Source organism: Umezawaea sp. (assembly GCF_036375055.1).
In the GTDB taxonomy this organism is placed as follows: Bacteria; Actinomycetota; Actinomycetes; order Mycobacteriales; family Pseudonocardiaceae; genus Umezawaea.
The window spans coordinates 1-15,907 of sequence record NZ_DASUSQ010000067.1 but is presented as its reverse complement, the minus strand read 5'-3'; the positions used below and the strand labels follow the sequence as shown (position 1 = coordinate 15,907).

Annotated in this window: 12 protein-coding genes and 1 pseudogene; 5 read left to right on the top strand and 8 right to left on the bottom strand. The window is 72.8% G+C overall.

Annotated elements, in window-relative coordinates:
* Positions 1-190 precede the first annotated feature (190 nt).
* Positions 191-3,424, top strand: coding sequence for an AfsR/SARP family transcriptional regulator (locus tag VFZ92_RS18585; RefSeq protein WP_330877217.1), 3,234 nt, complete (start codon positions 191-193; stop codon positions 3,422-3,424).
* Between the two features lie 490 nt (positions 3,425-3,914).
* Here the strand turns inward: VFZ92_RS18585 and VFZ92_RS18580 are convergent, their stop codons facing one another.
* From VFZ92_RS18580 to VFZ92_RS18565, 4 genes are all read right to left on the bottom strand, one after another.
* Positions 3,915-4,217: a hypothetical protein gene (locus tag VFZ92_RS18580; RefSeq protein ID WP_330877239.1), complete on the bottom strand. Its 303-nt coding sequence runs from the start codon at positions 4,215-4,217 to the stop codon at positions 3,915-3,917.
* A 123-nt stretch (positions 4,218-4,340) separates the two neighbouring features.
* Complete coding sequence (locus tag VFZ92_RS18575; protein WP_330877216.1) at positions 4,341-6,059, bottom strand: ABC transporter ATP-binding protein; 1,719 nt, start codon at positions 6,057-6,059, stop codon at positions 4,341-4,343.
* A complete protein-coding gene (locus VFZ92_RS18570) occupies positions 6,056-7,741 on the bottom strand; it encodes an ABC transporter ATP-binding protein (RefSeq protein ID WP_330877215.1) in 1,686 nt (561 codons plus the stop codon). The genes VFZ92_RS18575 and VFZ92_RS18570 overlap by 4 nt, the downstream gene beginning before the upstream one ends.
* A 15-nt stretch (positions 7,742-7,756) precedes the next feature.
* Positions 7,757-8,860 carry an FAD-dependent monooxygenase gene (locus VFZ92_RS18565; RefSeq protein ID WP_330877214.1) on the bottom strand — a complete coding sequence of 368 codons (1,104 nt, stop codon included), beginning with the start codon at positions 8,858-8,860 and terminating at the stop codon, positions 7,757-7,759.
* A gap of 98 nt (positions 8,861-8,958) precedes the next feature.
* Between VFZ92_RS18565 and VFZ92_RS18560 the strand changes: the two genes are divergently transcribed.
* Positions 8,959-9,864: a TetR/AcrR family transcriptional regulator C-terminal domain-containing protein gene (locus tag VFZ92_RS18560; RefSeq protein ID WP_330877213.1), complete on the top strand. Its 906-nt coding sequence runs from the start codon at positions 8,959-8,961 to the stop codon at positions 9,862-9,864.
* On the opposite strand, the gene VFZ92_RS18555 is transcribed toward VFZ92_RS18560, so the two are convergent.
* Genes VFZ92_RS18555 through VFZ92_RS18540 form a run of 4 tightly spaced genes read right to left on the bottom strand, consistent with a single transcriptional unit; the run spans position 9,843 to position 12,826 of the window.
* Positions 9,843-10,409: a dihydrofolate reductase family protein gene (locus VFZ92_RS18555; RefSeq protein ID WP_330877212.1), complete on the bottom strand. Its 567-nt coding sequence runs from the start codon at positions 10,407-10,409 to the stop codon at positions 9,843-9,845. The two genes, VFZ92_RS18560 and VFZ92_RS18555, sit on opposite strands and share 22 nt — an antisense overlap.
* A 6-nt stretch (positions 10,410-10,415) precedes the next feature.
* Entirely contained in the window at positions 10,416-10,709 is a 294-nt protein-coding gene (locus VFZ92_RS18550) for a DUF3017 domain-containing protein (protein WP_330877238.1), read from the bottom strand.
* Between the two features lie 19 nt (positions 10,710-10,728).
* A complete protein-coding gene (locus VFZ92_RS18545; RefSeq protein ID WP_330877211.1) occupies positions 10,729-11,586 on the bottom strand; it encodes a bifunctional methylenetetrahydrofolate dehydrogenase/methenyltetrahydrofolate cyclohydrolase in 858 nt (285 codons plus the stop codon).
* 16 nt (positions 11,587-11,602) lie between these two features.
* The gene (locus VFZ92_RS18540) at positions 11,603-12,826 is read right to left on the bottom strand and encodes an MFS transporter (protein ID WP_330877210.1); all 1,224 of its coding nucleotides are present in this window, start codon (positions 12,824-12,826) and stop codon (positions 11,603-11,605) included.
* Positions 12,827-12,943: 117 nt separating this feature from the next.
* Between VFZ92_RS18540 and VFZ92_RS18535 the strand changes: the two genes are divergently transcribed.
* The 3 genes and pseudogenes from VFZ92_RS18535 to VFZ92_RS18525 form a co-directional block, all read left to right on the top strand.
* A complete protein-coding gene (locus VFZ92_RS18535; protein ID WP_330877209.1) occupies positions 12,944-13,456 on the top strand; it encodes a YbaB/EbfC family nucleoid-associated protein in 513 nt (170 codons plus the stop codon).
* Positions 13,453-13,764 (top strand): WXG100 family type VII secretion target, encoded by a 312-nt coding sequence (locus VFZ92_RS18530; protein WP_330877208.1) that lies wholly within the window; start codon positions 13,453-13,455, stop codon positions 13,762-13,764. Before VFZ92_RS18535 ends, VFZ92_RS18530 begins: the two co-directional genes overlap by 4 nt.
* Positions 13,765-13,774: 10 nt before the next feature.
* Positions 13,775-15,907, top strand: a pseudogene (locus VFZ92_RS18525) (hypothetical protein); the annotation flags it as partial.

The window sequence follows — 15,907 nt, the reverse complement described above, 5'->3', positions numbered from 1 at the left end:
TTCCCCTCTGGCCCCATGAATGCTTTGAGACAGGTCAAATCTCCACCACGCCACCAACATGGCGCTCTTGTCTTCGCTACTTCTGTTGACCTGCGGGAACATCCGCTGCTGAACGGATCCTGAACGGTGCCCGAACAGCCGATTGGCGCGTCCCTGAGGGCGTCCTAGCATCGGTGGCTCAGGGGGGCGAGTGCGATACCGGTTGCTGGGTCCTGTCGAGGTGCGGCGCGCAGGCGTCCTGATACCAGTCACAGGTCGCAAGCGGCGCACCCTCCTCGCCGCGCTCCTGCTGTCACCGGGGCGGCTGGTGCCCGTCGACCGCCTGCTGCACCTGTTGTGGGGACCGAGGCCGCCCGCATCCGTCCGTGCCCAGCTGCACAACCACGTGTCCGCGCTGCGCGGGTGCGTACCGGGTGTCCAGGGCGGAGCGCATGGCTACCGGATCGACGTGGGGCCCGGTGAACTGGATTTGGCAGAGTTCGACGAACGGGTCCGTTCGGCCGGTACGGGCGACGACGGGCACGCGGCGAGACAGTTGCGCGCGGCACTGGACCTGTGGTCCGACCCCGTGCTGGGCGGGGTTACCGACGAGCTCCGCGACGCGGTGGTTCCCGGTCTGATCGAACGGCGTCTGTCGGCTCTGTGCTCGTGGATCGACGCCGAACTTCGCCTGGGACATCACGAGGAACTACTGCCGGAGTTGCGGGTGCTCACAGCTGAGCACCCGATGGACGACCGGTTCCCGCACCGGCTGGTGCTCGCGTTGCACCGCTGTGGCCGGCAGGCCGAGGCGCTGAGGGTCTTCGACGACGCGCGCCGGGTGCGCCGCGACGAGCTGGGACTGGACGTGACGCCAGCGCTGCGGGACCTGCATCGTGCCGTACTGGCGGCGGATCCGGACCTCGACGCGCCCGCCACCACCCGCCGCGACGTGCTGATCCGGGTCCTGGGACCTGTCGAGGTGCGCGGGCACCGGGCGGGCGGCCCGCAACAGCGCGCCCTGCTCGGGCTGCTGGCTGTGCACGCGGGCACCGTCGTGCCGACCGAGCGGCTGGTCGAGTACCTGTGGGGCGACGCGGCGCCGTCGAACGTACGCGGCACCGTGCAGGTGTACGTGTCGCGACTGCGCAAGCTGCTGCGCGACGAGCCCGGCGTCACGATCACCACCACCGCGTCGGGTTATCGCCTCGATCTGCCGCACGAGCTCGTCGACCTGCACCTGTTCCGCGACACGGCGGAGCCTGGGCTGTGGCGCGGACGCCCGTTCGCCGATGTGACAGGCGGGCCGGAGCTCGAGCGGCTGGTCTCCGCGCTTGCGTCCGAGCGGCAGGCCGGACCTCCGGTGCCCGCTCAGCTGCCACCTGGCATCGCCGACTTCGTCGGCCGCGACGCCGAAGGCAAGCAGTTGGCGGCGGTGCTCGACGAATGGAGATCACGCGGCCGCTCGGCGACTGCCGTGGTCCTGCTCACCGGGTCGGCAGGGGTCGGCAAGACCGCGCTGGCGGTGCGATGGAGCCACGAGCTGGCCGATCACTTCCCCGACGGCGTGCTGTACGCCAACCTCCGCGGCTACAGCCGCGAGGAACCGGAACCGGTCATCGGGGTGCTCGGCCGGTTCATGCGCGCTCTGGGCGTGCCGGCAGACGGCGTTCCGGCTTCCGTCGAAGAGGCCTCGGCGCTGTACCGGTCTCTGCTGGCGGACAAGCAGGTGCTGGTCGTGCTTGACAACGTGCGAGAACCCGCCGCGGTCCGGCAGTTGCTCCCAGGGTCACCGCGCGGCTTGGTCGTGGTGACGAGCCGGCACGACCTGGGTGGTCTGGTCGCCCGCGAAGGTGCGCGCAGGATCGTCGTCGGCCGCTTCATCCCCGAGCACTCGATCGAACTCTTCCGCAGGGTCCTCGGTACGGAAACGGTAGAGGAGGACCTGACGCTGTTCGAGGAGCTCTCGCGGCGCTGCGCGCACCTGCCGCTCGCACTCCGCGTCGCCGCCGAGCGGCTGACCAGGCGGTCGCCGGACGAGTTGCTCGACGACACAACCCTGGACCTGCTCGACGGCGACGACCCCGACAGCGCCGTGCGTGCCGTGTTCTCCTGGTCCTACCGCGTGCTCGAACCAGGCCCGGCGTCGGCGTTCCGGCTGCTCGGCGCCTGTCCCGGCGCCGACGCCGACATCCGCACCGCGGCGGCGTTGCTGGGCACATCGATCCGCGAGGCGCGCCGCACAATGGACACGCTCGTCCGTGCCCACCTCGTCGAGGAACACCGCCCCGGCCGATACCAACTGCACGACCTGCTGCGTTCCTACGCCGCCGAGCTCGCAGGCGACGCCGATGTGCGAGGTGCCGTCGACTGGTACTGCGCCACCGCGACCACGTGCATGAACCTCGTGGACCCCCATCGCCGCAAGGCCGAACCCCCCGCTGGCGGGAACACCGAGCGCTATCCCATCCCTACCACCCAGGACGAGGCACTGGCATGGCTCGAGACCGAGCGCGCGAACCTGGTCGCGGTGTGTCGCTACGCCGCGGCTCGCGACCTGCCGGAGGGCTGGTACCTGCCGCACACCCTCAACCGCTACTTCCTGCGGGCCCGCCACATCGACGACTGGATCACCACCGGCACAGCCGCGCTGTCCTGCGCCATCCGGCTGGCCGATCCGGTCGCCGAGGCCGAGACGCACACCCACCTCGCCAGTGCATACGCGAACACCGCGCGGCTGCCTGAGGCCATCGTCCACCACGAACGCGCGCTGGAACTGCACCGCCTCGTCGGAAGCACGCACGGCGAGGCGGTGGCGCTCGCGAACCTTGGCACCGTCCACCACCGGATGGGCGCCCTCACCGAGGCCGCCGACCACTACGAGGCAGCAGAGCGGATCCTTGCCACGGTGGGCGACGAACGCAACGAGTCGATCGTCGTGGCCAACCTCGCCGCGGTGCACAACATGGTGGGTCGCCACGACGCCGCTCTCACGACCGGATCCCGGGCACTGGCACTCGCACAGAAGTCGAACGACCTCGGCGCCCAGACGCACGCGACCCGGATCATGGGCATCGCACACAGAGAACTGGGTGATCTCACGGCGTCACTGCGCTGTCTCGAATCGGCGCTGGACACAGCCCGCCGAAGCGGTGACGACAGCGACGAAGGCTTGGTGCTTCAGGAGATCGCGACCGTCTACAGTCACCGGGGAGACCACCGGACGGCCGTCGCGCTGCTCGAGACCTCGCTGGAGATCAGCCGGCGCGTGGACGACCCGACGATGACCGGCATCGTCCTGGTGGATCTGGGAGAGGCGCTCCGAGCGGCAGGAGACCGCAGCGCAGCTCGCGTCCGCATCGAGGAAGGCCTGCGCCACGCCCGCCAGGCGGGCGACGAGCACCAGACGAGCCGCGCCGAGCGACTGCTGGAGGACTTCGGCTGAGTGCGCGGGAAACACCACCGGCCGATCAGACGGCACGACACGTCGTAAAAGAACGCGGGCGAGCCGCGCCAGCCCCAACCGACGCTGTTCTCGGCGGCCTCGCCAGCGCCTATCGGATGCGCTGAACGGGCGCGGCGTTCTCCTCGGAGGACAGGGCATTGAGGAAGTGCCACGATCTATGAGACTGATCATGGTGACATCACCGTGAGACAGACCAGATACCTGTAGGTCTGCGGACATCGACATGTCACAAGCGGTGAGACCCTACAACCATCCTCCGAACCGACTCCCGGTGATCGAGAAGACGTCCAGGTTGCAGCCATGAAGAAGACGACGCCACCTGCGAAATCCGCTCATCGAACACCACGAGCAAGAAGTGCCGGCCCACCACGAACCGCAGGAAGACAGGGCTTGAGAAGCATGGCCGGTGTCACTCCCCCTCCGAACCGCTCAGCCGACACCTCCGCCGCAACCGCGACCAACCGATCAGTCATCTCCCGCTGATGAGCCTGAAGCGCCGACGCCTGCGCAACCAGCGCCCCGAACCACCGGAACCGCCCGACGGCCTCCCCGGCGTCCTCCTGCGCCGACAGCCAGGCGGTGATCGCCTCCAAGTGCTCACCCAGGATCCGCACCGCCGCAGACACGGGCGAAACCTCACCACCCCCAGCCCGCTCAACGCCCCCGACGTCGCCTCCCCGAGATCCAGCACCAGGGATTGCTCGGTGGGGAAGTAGTCGAAGACGGTCTTCTCCGACACCCCGCAGGCCGACGCGATCTCAGCCACCCGCACGGCATGGAACCCCGAAACCCCACCCGCCGACTGGCGCACCGTGATCACCGCATGGGAACGGCTCGACACGGTCCGCACCGCGGCAGCGGTGGCCGCGTTCGCCCTCTTCCTGACCGCCCAGGCCTAAACGCCCTGCCACGACCGCCAGAGCGACGCATAAACACCCCGCGCCGCAACGAGTTCCTCATGACCACCCAGTTCGATGATGCGACCGCCGTCGATCACCGCCACCCGATCGGCGTCATGCGCCGTCCGCAGCCGGTGCGCGATGGCGATCACCGTGCGCCCTTCCAGAACCGCCGCCATCGCCCGCTCGGCGTGCCGAGCCGTGGTCGGATCCAGCAGCGCCGTCGCCTCGTCCAACACCACGGTGTGCGGATCGGCGAGCACGACTCGCGCGAGCGCCACCTGCTGGGCCTGGGCGGGATCGAGCGCGGTGTTGTCGAGTTCCACATCCAGATCCACCGCCCAGCGAGCATCCACGGTGGACAGAGCGGCGAGCATGGCGCCGTCGTCCGCGTCAGGCGCGGCCATCGCCAGGTTGTCCCGCAGGGTTCCGATGAAGACGTGGTGCTCCTGCGTCACGAGCAGGACGCGACGACGGAGCTCCTCCGCCGGGAGTTCCGCCACCGGCACCCCGCCGACCGTCACCCGCCCCGTCCGGGGGAGGTCCACACCCGCCAGCAGCCTCCCGAGCGTGGACTTCCCCGCCCCGGAAGGCCCGACGATCGCCAGGCGTTCACCGGGCCGCACGGTGAGGTCGACGTCGACCAGCACGTCGTGGCCCTCGCGGTACGCGTAGTGCACGCCGGACACGACCAGCCGGTCGTCCACCGGCACGTCCTCGCTGGTCGGGATGGGGACGACGGCCTCGCCGACGCCCTCGATCCGCGCCAGCGCGGCGCTGCCGGTCTGGAGCTGGTCGGCCCACTGGAAGATCGTGTCCAGCGGCACGGTCAGCCGCCACGCGTACAGCGTCGCGGTGATCACGGCGCCCAGGCTGACCACGTCCGACCCGTGCAGGTAGCCGCCCACGACCAGCATCGCCGCGACCGGCAGCGCGTGCGTGAACTCCAGGGTCGGGAACCACGCGTTGCGCAGCCACAGCGTGCGCCGCTTGGCCGCGAAGCCGACCGTGATCCGCTCGTCGCCGCCCTCGATCCGCCTGCGCTCCAGGCCCAGGGCCTCCACGGTCCGCGCGCCGAGCGAGGTGGCGGAGAGGTGTTCGGCCAGCTCGGCGTTGGTCCGCGCCTCGGCGAGGTAGGCGTCCCGCGCGCGCCGCAGGTACCAGCGGGTGGACAGCCACAGGACCGGCGCGCCGACCAGTCCGCACAGGCCGAGCAGCGGGTGCAGGAAGAACACCGCGCCGAACAGGAAAGCGGTCTGCACCAAGGAGATGAACACCTCGGGGGCGCCGTCGCGGACCGTGGTGCCGACCGCGGCGACGTCCGCCGTGCCGCGGGTCATCAGGTCGCCGGTGCCCGCCCGCTCGACCACCGCCGTCGGCAGCGCCAGCGCCCGGTCGACGACCTGCTCCCGCAACGACGACAGCGCGCGCTCGCCGAACCGGTGCCCCGCGCAGCGGGCGAACCGGATCAGCAGCACCTGCGCCACGCCGAAACCGACGATCCCCAGCGCCAGATTGTCCACAGTGGACACCGGCGCGCCGTCGCGGACCTCGTTGACGATCTCCCCGAGCAGCCACGGCCCGCCGAGCCCGGCCGCGGCGGCGAGCCCGTTCAGCAGCAGCACGACGGTCATCGCCCGGCCGTCGGCCCGGATCAGCCGCCACACCGCGCGGCGCGTACTGGCCGCGTCCGCGACCGGCAGCCGCGCGCTCACCGGAACACCAGCGCGTGGTAGCCGGGGTGCTCCAGCAGGTCCGGGTGCGCGCCGGTCGCCACGACCCTGCCGTCCACGACGTACGCCACCTCGTCGGCCTGGTCGAGCAGCAGTGGGGACGTGCTGGCCACGACGGTCGTCCGCCCCAGCCTGGCCTCGTGCACGCGGGCCGCGACCAGGGCTTCGGTGTGCGCGTCCACGGCCGACGTCGGCTCGACCAGCAGCAGCACGTCGGGGTCGGCCAGCAGCGCGCGCACGAGCCGCAGCCGCTGGCGCTGGCCGCCGGACAGCGTCCGCCCCTGCTCCTCCACCACGGACTCCAGCCCGTCCGGCACGGCGTCCGCGGCGACGGCCGTGCGCACGGCGGCGGTGATGGCCTCGTCGGAGGGGGCCTCCCGACCGGCGACGGCTTCCCGCAGCGCACCCGCGAACAGGTGGGAGTCGTTGTCCGCCACCAGGATCCGGCGGCGCACCTCGTCGATCGCCATCGCCGTCAACGGCACCCCGCCCCAGGTGGCGGCCGAGTCGGCGTACCGGCCGAGCCGGTCCACCACCTCCACCGCGTCGGCGGGCCGAGCCGCGGCCACGGCCAGCATCCGCCCGCCCGGCACCACCAGCCCCGAATCCGGGTCGTGCAGGTCGGCGGGCCCGTCCGGCCCCGGAACCCCCGGCCCGTCGGCGGAGACCTCCGGCTCCAGCGCCAGCAGCCGCACCACCCGCCGGGCGCCGACCAGGCCTCGGACGAGGTCCTCGGAGCCCTCCATCATGAAGAACACCGGCACGATCAGCGCCGTCGCGTACCCGTACACGGCGACCACCTCGCCGACCGTGATCGTCCCGGCCGCGGCCATCCGCGCGGAGAGCCACGTGACCCCCGCGACGAACAGCGACGGCAACCCGACGCCCAGCCCCTGGATCCAGCTCGTCACCGCGCCGACCCGGTACCCCTGCTCCTGCAACGCCCGCGACGCCGTCCGGTACCGGTCCGCGAACACCTCCTTGCCGCCGATCCCGCACAGCACCCGCAGCCCGGCCACGATGTCGCCCGCGCGGGCCGTCACCGCCGCCTGCTCGACGCGGTAGCCCGTCTCGGTGGCCTGCAACCGGTTCAGCAGCGGCACGAGCACCCCCACCAGCAGCGGCACCCCGACCAGCACCACCGCCGCCAGCAGCGGCGACACCCGCAGCAGCAGCGTGCCGACCAGGGCGAACGCGACCACCGAGCCGACACCGGGCCCGCTGATCGTCATCACGCGGGTGATCTGCTGGAGGTCCGTGCTGCCGATGTTCACCACCTCGCCCGCCGACACCCGGCGCGGCAGCGACGCCCCCAGCCGCACGACCTGCCGCAGCACGAGCTGCGTGGTCCGGTAGTGGGCGTCGATCCGGATGAACGTCATCAGCCGGTGCCGCAGCATCCCGCACACCGCCGTGACCGCCCCGATCCCCAGCAGCGCCACCGCCCACCGCGCCACCGTTCCCGCGTCCCCGCGCTGGAGCCCCTCGTCGACGGCCCGCGAGATGATCAGCGGCGGCAGCGTCAGCAGCGCCATCCACGTGCTGCTGACCACGACCGCCACCGCGACCCGTCCGCGCTGCGCCTCCACCAGCCACCACAGGAACCGGCCGGGCCCGCGCACGTCGGGTGTTCCCGGATCGTCGTGCGGCAGGTGCGGACGCATGATCCACAGCCTAGGTCAGCACTCCGGCAGCACCAGGGCGTTCGCGGCGGACGCCAGCGCCTCCGCCGTCGCCTGCCCGCCGGGGGCGTCCGTGGCCAGCGCCTGGTTGCGCGCCACGTACTCCCGCAGCACCTCCTGGTAGCGCGGGAACGCCGTCCGGTGGTCGCCGCCCGCGGCCTTCAGCTCGGCCGCCAGCACGTACGCGCCGACGATCGCGGCGCTCGTGCTCTGCCCGGACAGCGGTGACCCGCAGTAGCCCGCGTCGCCGACCAGCACGACCCGCCCGTGCCACCAGCGCTCCATCCGCACCTGGCTCATCGAGTCGAAGTAGAAGTCCGGCGCCTCGTCCATGAACGCCAGCAGCCGCTCCGTCTCCCAGCCGACGCCCTCGTACCGCTCGGCGACCAGCTCCCGCTGCCGGTCGAGGTCGCGGTGGTCGAAGTCCAGCGGTGGCGACTCGAACCCGAGCATCGAACGGGCCTCGGTGCCGCCGCGCGCGCTGTAGACGCCGGACATCCGGCCCTCGGTGCGGTGGAACACCTGCCAGTGGTCGAGGTCGAGGAAGTTCGGCGTGGTGAACACCGACAGGTAGACGCCGAGGTGGTGCAGGTGGCGGGACTCCTCGCCGAACACCAGCGCCCGCACCGACGAGTGCAGCCCGTCCGCGCCGACGACGAGGTCGAAGTCCTCGACGCGACCGCTGCGGAACGCGACCCGCACGCCGTCCTCGTGCTCGTCCAGCGCGGTGATCCACTCGCCGAACACCACGCTGTCCTCGTTGCCGCGCGACAGGAGTGCGCTCAGGTCGTCGCGCAGGACCTCCACGTCGGGGCTGTCGATCACGCCGCCGGTCAGCGTCTCCTCGGTGCTGCGCACGACCTCCACGCCGTCGTCGTCGACGAACGACGTGCCGCGCATGCCCGTGGCCGCCGCGCGGAGGTCGTCCAGCAGCCCCATCCGGTCCACGACCTCCAGCGCGACACCGCGCACGTCGATCGCCTGCCCGCCGACGCGCGGCGCGGGCGCCCGTTCCACGACGGTCGGGGTGGAGCCGCCGCGCCGCAGCCAGTGGGCCAGCACCGGTCCCGCAATGCCCGCCCCCGAGATCAGCACCTTCATCGAAACCCCCACGTCGCTCGCTGAGTACGATGTACAAAGTCGCAGACATGCCGTTCTCACGGGGAAATCCGGGATTCTGCACTAGTGCAGGGGGAGTCGTGGCCGAGGATCCGCCGTACCTCAGGATCGCCGCCGAGCTGAAGCGCCGGATCCAGGAGGGGGAACTGCCGCCGGGCAGCCGGGTGCCGTCGGTGCGCGGCATCGCCGCCGAGTTCGGCGTCGCCATGGCCACGGCCACGAGGGTCGTGGCGGCGTTGAGCGACGAGGGCCTGGTCCGCGCGGTCCCGAGGGTCGGCACGGTCGTCGCCACGCCCGCGCCGAGCAGGCGCTCGGTCCCGCGTCGCGACTCGACCGCCCGGCCGACCCGCGCACGGGTGGTGGACGCGGCCATCGACATCGCCGACGAGCAGGGCTTCGACGGGTTGTCGATGCGGTCGGTCGCCGCCGAGGTGGGCGTGCCGACGATGTCGCTCTACAAGCACGTGCGAGGCCGCGACGAGTTGGCGCTGCTGATGGCCGACGCGGTGTTCGCCCAGCACCGGCTGCCCGCCGTGCCGCCGCCGACCTGGCGGGCGCAGCTGGAACTGGTGGCCCGGACGCAGTGGGCCGCCTACCGCGCGCACCCGTGGCTGCCGAAGCTGCTCTCGCTGACCCGCCCGCAGCCCATGCCGAACCTGCTGCACCACGCCGAGTGGGTGATGCGCGCACTGGAGGGCCACGGTCAGAGCCCGACCGTCGTGTTCCACGCGCACATCACGCTGTTCGGCTACGTGCGGGGCACGGCGCTGAGCATCGAGCCGGAGGCGCAGGCCGAAGCCGACACGGGCCTGTCCGCCGACCAGTGGGTCGACGAGAACGACCAGGTGTTCGGGCCCGCCATCGACTCCGGCGCGTTCCCGGCGTTCGCCCGCGTCGTCAGCAGGCCGTTCGACTTCGACCTCGACGACGTGTTCGAGTTCGGCCTCCAGCGCCTGCTGGACGGCTACGCGGCGCTGTTCCGGTAGGTCATCACGGCCACGCCGCTCTCGAACACCCGCGTGCCCTCCAGCGTGAACCGCGCGGCCGGGAACTCGCCGTCGAACAGCGGGATCCCGCGGCCCAGCACGACGGGGTTGACCTTCAAGACCAGCTCGTCGATCTCCGGCAGCAGCGAGGCGGCCAGCTTCCCGCCGCCGCACAGCCAGATGCCCAGGCCGTCCTCGGCCTTCAGCTCGCGGACCTTCCCCAGCACGTCGTCGGCGACGACCTCGACGTCCGGCGGCGTGTCCCGCACGGTGCTCGACACCACGTACTGCCGGAGGTGCGGGTACGGACTGGGCCCAGCACCCGGCACCTCGTAGGTGGCCCTGCCCATGAGGACCGTGTCGAAGTTCGTGTTGGGCGGGTCGATGCCGAGCATCCGCCTGCCCACGCCGGGCAGCGTGTCCGGGTACTCCTTGAAGATCATCTCGATGTGGTCGCCCTCGACGGGGAAGACGTCGAACGTGCCGTCGGAGGCCGCGATGAACCCGTCCAGGGTCGTGGCCACGTAGTAGGTCAGGTTCCTCATGGTCCTCTACCTGCTGAAGGGGCCACCGGTGATGGTCATCGCCACCACGATCACGGCCACGCCCAGTCCTGAGTAGAGCAGCGCGTCGACACCCCGGCCGCGGATCGCGATCAGGCCCGCCTGCTCATCGGTCACCAGCACCCGCAGCAGCGCCGCGAGCAGCAGCGCGATGCCGATCAGCACCACGCCCTGCCGCCAGTGGTACTGCGCGATCCGCACCAGGCCCAGCAGCGTCACACCCAGCACCAGCGCGAACGGCAGGTGCTGACCCGCCGCCGACCGCCAGCGCTGCTCCGGCATCAGTTCCACCGCTCCCGCCCTACGCCGTCGTGAGCGAGCGCTCGGCGGCTTCGACCGTGTTGGTGAGCAGCATCGCAATGGTCATGGGGCCCGCGCCACCGGGGATCGGGGCCAGGAAGCCCGCCATCTCGGCCACGTCCGGGTGAACGTCGCCCACCAGACCGGCCTCGGTGCGGGTGATGCCGACGTCGACCACGGCCGCGCCGGGCTTGACCATGTCCGCCGTGATGAGGCCGGGGCTGCCCGCGCCCGCGATCACGATGTCCGCGCGGCGCACCTCGGTGGCCAGGTCCTTCGTGCCCGTGTGGCACAGGGTCACGGTCGCGTTCTCGCTGCGGCGGGTCAGCAGCAGGCCGATCGGGCGGCCCACGGTGACGCCGCGGCCGACCACGGTCACGTTCGCGCCCGCGATCGGCACGTCGAAGCGGCGCAGCAGCTCCACGACGCCGCGCGGGGTCGCGGGCAGGGGAGCGGCCTCGCCCAGCACCAGCTTGCCCAGGTTCGTCGGGTGCAGGCCGTCGCCGTCCTTGGCCGGGTCGATCCGCGCCAGGATCGCGTTCGCGTCCAGGTGCCCTGGCAGCGGCAGCTGCACGATGTAGGCGGTGCACGCCGGGTCGGCGTTCAGCTCGTCGATGACGGCCTCCAGCTCGGCCTGCGTCGTCCCGGCGGGCAGGTCGCGGCGGATCGACGTGACGCCGACCTTCGCGCACGCCGTGTGCTTGCCCTTCACGTACGAGTGCGAACCGGGGTCGTCGCCGACCAGAACCGTCGCCAGACCGGGGGTCACACCCCGTTCGACCAGCGCCGAGACCCGCTCGCGCAGGTCTTCGAAGATCGCGTCTCGGGTGGCCCTGCCATTGAGGATCGTCGCCGTCACGGGCTCCATCCTCGCATCACGCGCTGGTCTCGGCCTCGGCGACCTCGGACGCGCCCGCGGGCACGCGCAGGGCCAGGACCGTGCCGATCACGCCCGCCAGGGCCGCCGACCCGGCCGCCGCGGCGGGCCCGACGTGGTCGAGCAGCCACCCCGCCGTGGGCAGCGCCAGCGCGGCGCCCGCCGTCGTCGCCATCGACATCCAGCCGAACGCCTCCGCCTTGCGGCCGTCCGGTGCCAGACCGCCGATCCGGGCGTTGTTCGCCGCGATGGCCGGGGCGATGGCCAGCCCGCCGACGAGCAGCACCCCGCCGATCAGCCACGGCGACGACGGCGTCGTGACCGGCGGCAGCACCGGGACCAGCGCGGCCACGCCCGCCGCCATCAGCCCGACCCGCAGCGCGAACCGGGGTTCGCCGCGCAGCCCGCCCACGACCAGCCCGCCCAGCACCGACCCGACGCCCCAGACCGCCGTCAGCACGCCCGCCATGGCCGGACGGCCGAGGTCGCGCGCCCAGGCGATGATCACCATGTCGATGGTGACCAGCGACATCACCGACGCCGTCGCCACGACCAGCGCCGACACCAGGCCCGAGGTCGCCAGCAGCGACCGGCCGCCGGGCGCCACCGACCTCGGCACCGGCTCGTCCAGGCCCGCCCGGCGCAGCGCGAACAGGAACCCCAGCGTGCCCGCCAGCGCGAGCAGCCCGCACACCCAGATCGCCGTGCGCGGGCTCGCGAACGCGACCAGCACGGCCGCCAGCATCGGCCCGACGATGTACATGAACTCCTGGAGCGACGCCTCCACCGTGTACAGCGCCCGCTGCGCGGCGCCCTTCGCCACCCGCGGGTAGCTCGCCCTGGTCAGCTGCGTCACCGGCGGCGTGCACAGGCCCGTCAGGAACGCCGTCAGCACGGCCAGCGGCCACGCGCCCGCGGGCAGGACCGACGGCAGCAGCCCCAGCACGCCGATGCCCGTCGCGTACAACCCGCCCGTGACCAGCAGCAACCCGCTCGCCGGTGCCCGGTCCGCCGCCCGCCCGCGCAGCGGACCCGCCACCCCGAGCCCCAGCGTGAGCGCCCCGCCGACCACACCGGCCAGCGCGTACGAGCCCGTCCAGCCCGCCACCAGGAACGACAGCGCGAGCGGTGTGCCGGTCAGGTGCACCCTCCCCACCATCGACCACAGCAGCAGCGAGACGAGGTGGGGGACACCGGCGAGTTGGCGGTAGGGGCGCAGCACCCCTCCACTGTGCCGCCGACCCCCGGCGAAGTGGTCGCGATTTTCCACCTCGGGACGGGAACCCGGAGCCCTCGTTTAGCGTCAGGACCCAAAGACGACCTGAGCGAGGGGACGGCCGTGACCGCACCGGGTGGACGTAGGGCTGAGCTGGAGGCGCGCAACGCCGCCATGCGCGAGCAGGTCGACTCGCTCATGTCGGAGCTGCACCGCAAGACCGCCGAGGTGCGCGAGGCGCAGGCCAGGGCGTTGGCCATCACCGCGACCGCCACGTCGAAGGACGGCAGCGTCACGGCGAGCGTCGACTCGGCGGGCGCGCTGACGTCGCTGGAGTTCTCGCCGAACGCGTTCGAGCGCACCACGCCGGACAAGCTGGCGCGCGTCGCCACCGAGACGGTCATCGCGGCCATCGCGAAGTCCCGCACGGAGCTGAACGAGGTCCTCGCGACCGCGCAGGAGGGGCCGAGCATCGACCTCTCCGAGATGCTGCCGGGCGTCCCGTCGCTGGCCGACCTGATCCCGCCCGCCCCACCCGTGCCCACCCCGCCGTCGTCGACCCCGCCGCCGCCGCGCAGGCGCCCGAGCGATGACGACGACGAGGGCGGCAGCGTGATGGAGAGGAGCAGCTGGTGACCGGCTTCGAGGTGGACGTCCAGGGCATGCGCCGGGGCGGTACCCAGTTCAGCTCGGCCGCCGACGCGCTCGACGGCGTGTTCAAGGCACTGGACTCGGCGCTGAGCGGCGAGGGCGACTGCTGGGGCGGCGACGAGTCCGGCCAGGCGTTCGCCAAGGAGTACGTGCCGAACGCCAAGGCCACGGCCGACGCCTTCAAGAACCTGACGACGGCGCTCGGCGACATCCGCAAGGGCGTAGACCAGTCCGCCGACACCTACGAGGGCTCTGACCAGGGCAACTCCGCGGGCATTTCCAAGACGTACTGAGGGGCACCTGGTGGGTATCGAGATCCCGAGCGAGGTCACCTGGCTCTTCCCGATCGTGGTCGGGCAGAGCTGGCCGGAAGGCGACGAGACCGCTCTGCGTCGCATGGCCGACGCGTACCGCACCGCCGCCGAAGGCGTGCAGGGCGTGATCGACCAGGGCAACGGCGCCGCGAGCACGGTCGTCGCCAGCCAGATCGGCGAGGCCGCCGTCGCCTTCCAGGACTACTGGAAGAAGTTCTCCGACGGCGACGAGTCCTACCTGCCCAAGCTGAAGAAGATCTGCGAGCAGCTGGGCGAGAGCTGCGACGCCACGGCGCTCGAGGTCGAGTACACGAAGCTGTCGATCATCGCTTCGCTGATCGCGCTGGCCATCGAGATCGCCGCGCTCGTCGCCGCCGCGTTCGCCACCTTCGGCACGGCCTCCGCCGGCATCCCGATCGCCCAGCAGGCCACGCGGCTCATCGTGCAGTTCACGTTCCGGCAGCTGATCATCGCGATCCTCAAGGAGGTCGCGATCTCGGTGGGCATCGACGCGGCCATCCAGGGCATCCAGATGCTGTCCGGCGAGCGCAAGGACTGGGACTGGGGCAAGACCGGCGAGGCCGCCGTGTCCGGTGCCGTCTCGGGTCTGGTCGGCGGCGTGTCCGGCGGCCTGAAGTTCGAGGGCGGCGGGCTGGCGGGCCAGGCCGCCGTGGGCGCGACCCGCGGCGCGGTCGAGGGCGCGGTCAGCACCGTCGGCACGTCCGTGGCGATGGGCCAGGACATCAGCGCGAAGGACGTGCTGCTCGGTGCGACGTCCGGCGCGGTGTCCGGCGGCATCGGCGGCACGAAGGACGGCATCACCGTCGACGCCCCGCACGTCAACCCCGGCGGCCCCAACGGCGGCCCGCCCAGCCCCGGCGGTCCCAACGGCGGCCAACCCGACCTCGGTCCGAACCCGTCCGGTGCTCCTGGTGGTCCGCCGGGTGGCGCGCCTGGCGGTGCGCCGGGTGGTTCTCCCGGTGGTGCGCCGGGTGGCGCTCCTCCCGGTGGCCCCGGCTCGGCCCCCACGGGCGGCGGCTCCCCCGACGCCCCTCCCGCGCCCCGCCCCACCGCCGACACCACCAACGCCTCGACGGTCGCCGCACCACCCGCGCCGACCGTGCCCGCCCCGACCCCCGGCACGGCGGGCGGCAACAGCCCCGACCGCGCTCCCGCGGGCAACCCGACCCCGACCTTCGCCCCGGCGGGCGGCGCTCCAGCGGGCGGTCCGGCCCCGTCGGCCGCGGGCGGCTCGTCGCCGTCCTCGGTCAGCAGCAGGCTGGGCGCCCCGACCGCACCGGGCTTCGGCGGCGGCACACCGGGCGGCTCCAGCACCGGCGCGTCACACACCCCCGGCCCCAGCTCGACCCCCAGCGGCTCCACCCCTGGTGGTTCGACGTCCGGCGGCTCGCACACCCCCGGCTCGGGCTCGACTCCCGGCGGCTCGCCCACGTCCGGTGGCGGCTCCACCCCTGGTGGCTCGGCTCCGGGTGGCTCGACTCCCGGTGGCTCGCACGCTCCCGGTGCCGGTGGCCCCGCTCCCGGCGGTTCGCACGCACCCGCTGCCAGCGGTCCCGCTCCCGGCGGCTCCACGCCCGGCGGTTCCCACGCACCTGGTGGTTCGCCTGCCCCCGGTGGCCCTGCTCCGGGCGGCTCGCACGCCGCTCCGAGCGGCCCGACCCCCGGCAGCACCGGTCCAGCTCCCGGCGGTTCCCCGGCAGGCACCGGCCCCGCTCCCGGCGGTTCCCCGGCAGGCACCGGCCCGGCTCCCGGCGGTTCCCCTGCCGGCACCGGCCCCGCTCCCGGCGGCTTCCACGCGGCTCCGGCAGGCCCCACTCCCGGTGGCTCGCACGCCGCCCCGGCAGGCCCTGTCCCCGGCGGCTCGCCGATCGGCTCCGGTCCGGCTCCGGGCGGTTCGCACGCTCCCGTTCCCGGTGGCTCGCACGCCGCCCCGATCGGCTCCGGCCCGGTTCCGGGTGGCTCGCACGCCGCTCCGATCGGCTCCGGCCCGGTTCCGGGTGGCTCGCACGCGGCTCCGATCGGTTCCGGTCCGGCTCCCGTGGGCTCCGGTCCGGCTCCGGGCGGGTTCACGCCCGCCCCCGGTGGTGGTGCCCACTCGGCA

Excerpts from the sequence above, each read along its gene's own strand:
- VFZ92_RS18550 (WP_330877238.1), bottom strand. The coding sequence starts at position 10,709 with ATGCCGGAGCAGCGCTGGCGGTCGGCGGCGGGTCAGCACCTGCCGTTC.
- VFZ92_RS18565 (WP_330877214.1), bottom strand. The coding sequence starts at position 8,860 with ATGAAGGTGCTGATCTCGGGGGCGGGCATTGCGGGACCGGTGCTGGCC.
- VFZ92_RS18570 (WP_330877215.1), bottom strand. The coding sequence starts at position 7,741 with ATGCGTCCGCACCTGCCGCACGACGATCCGGGAACACCCGACGTGCGC.
- VFZ92_RS18555 (WP_330877212.1), bottom strand. The coding sequence starts at position 10,409 with ATGAGGAACCTGACCTACTACGTGGCCACGACCCTGGACGGGTTCATC.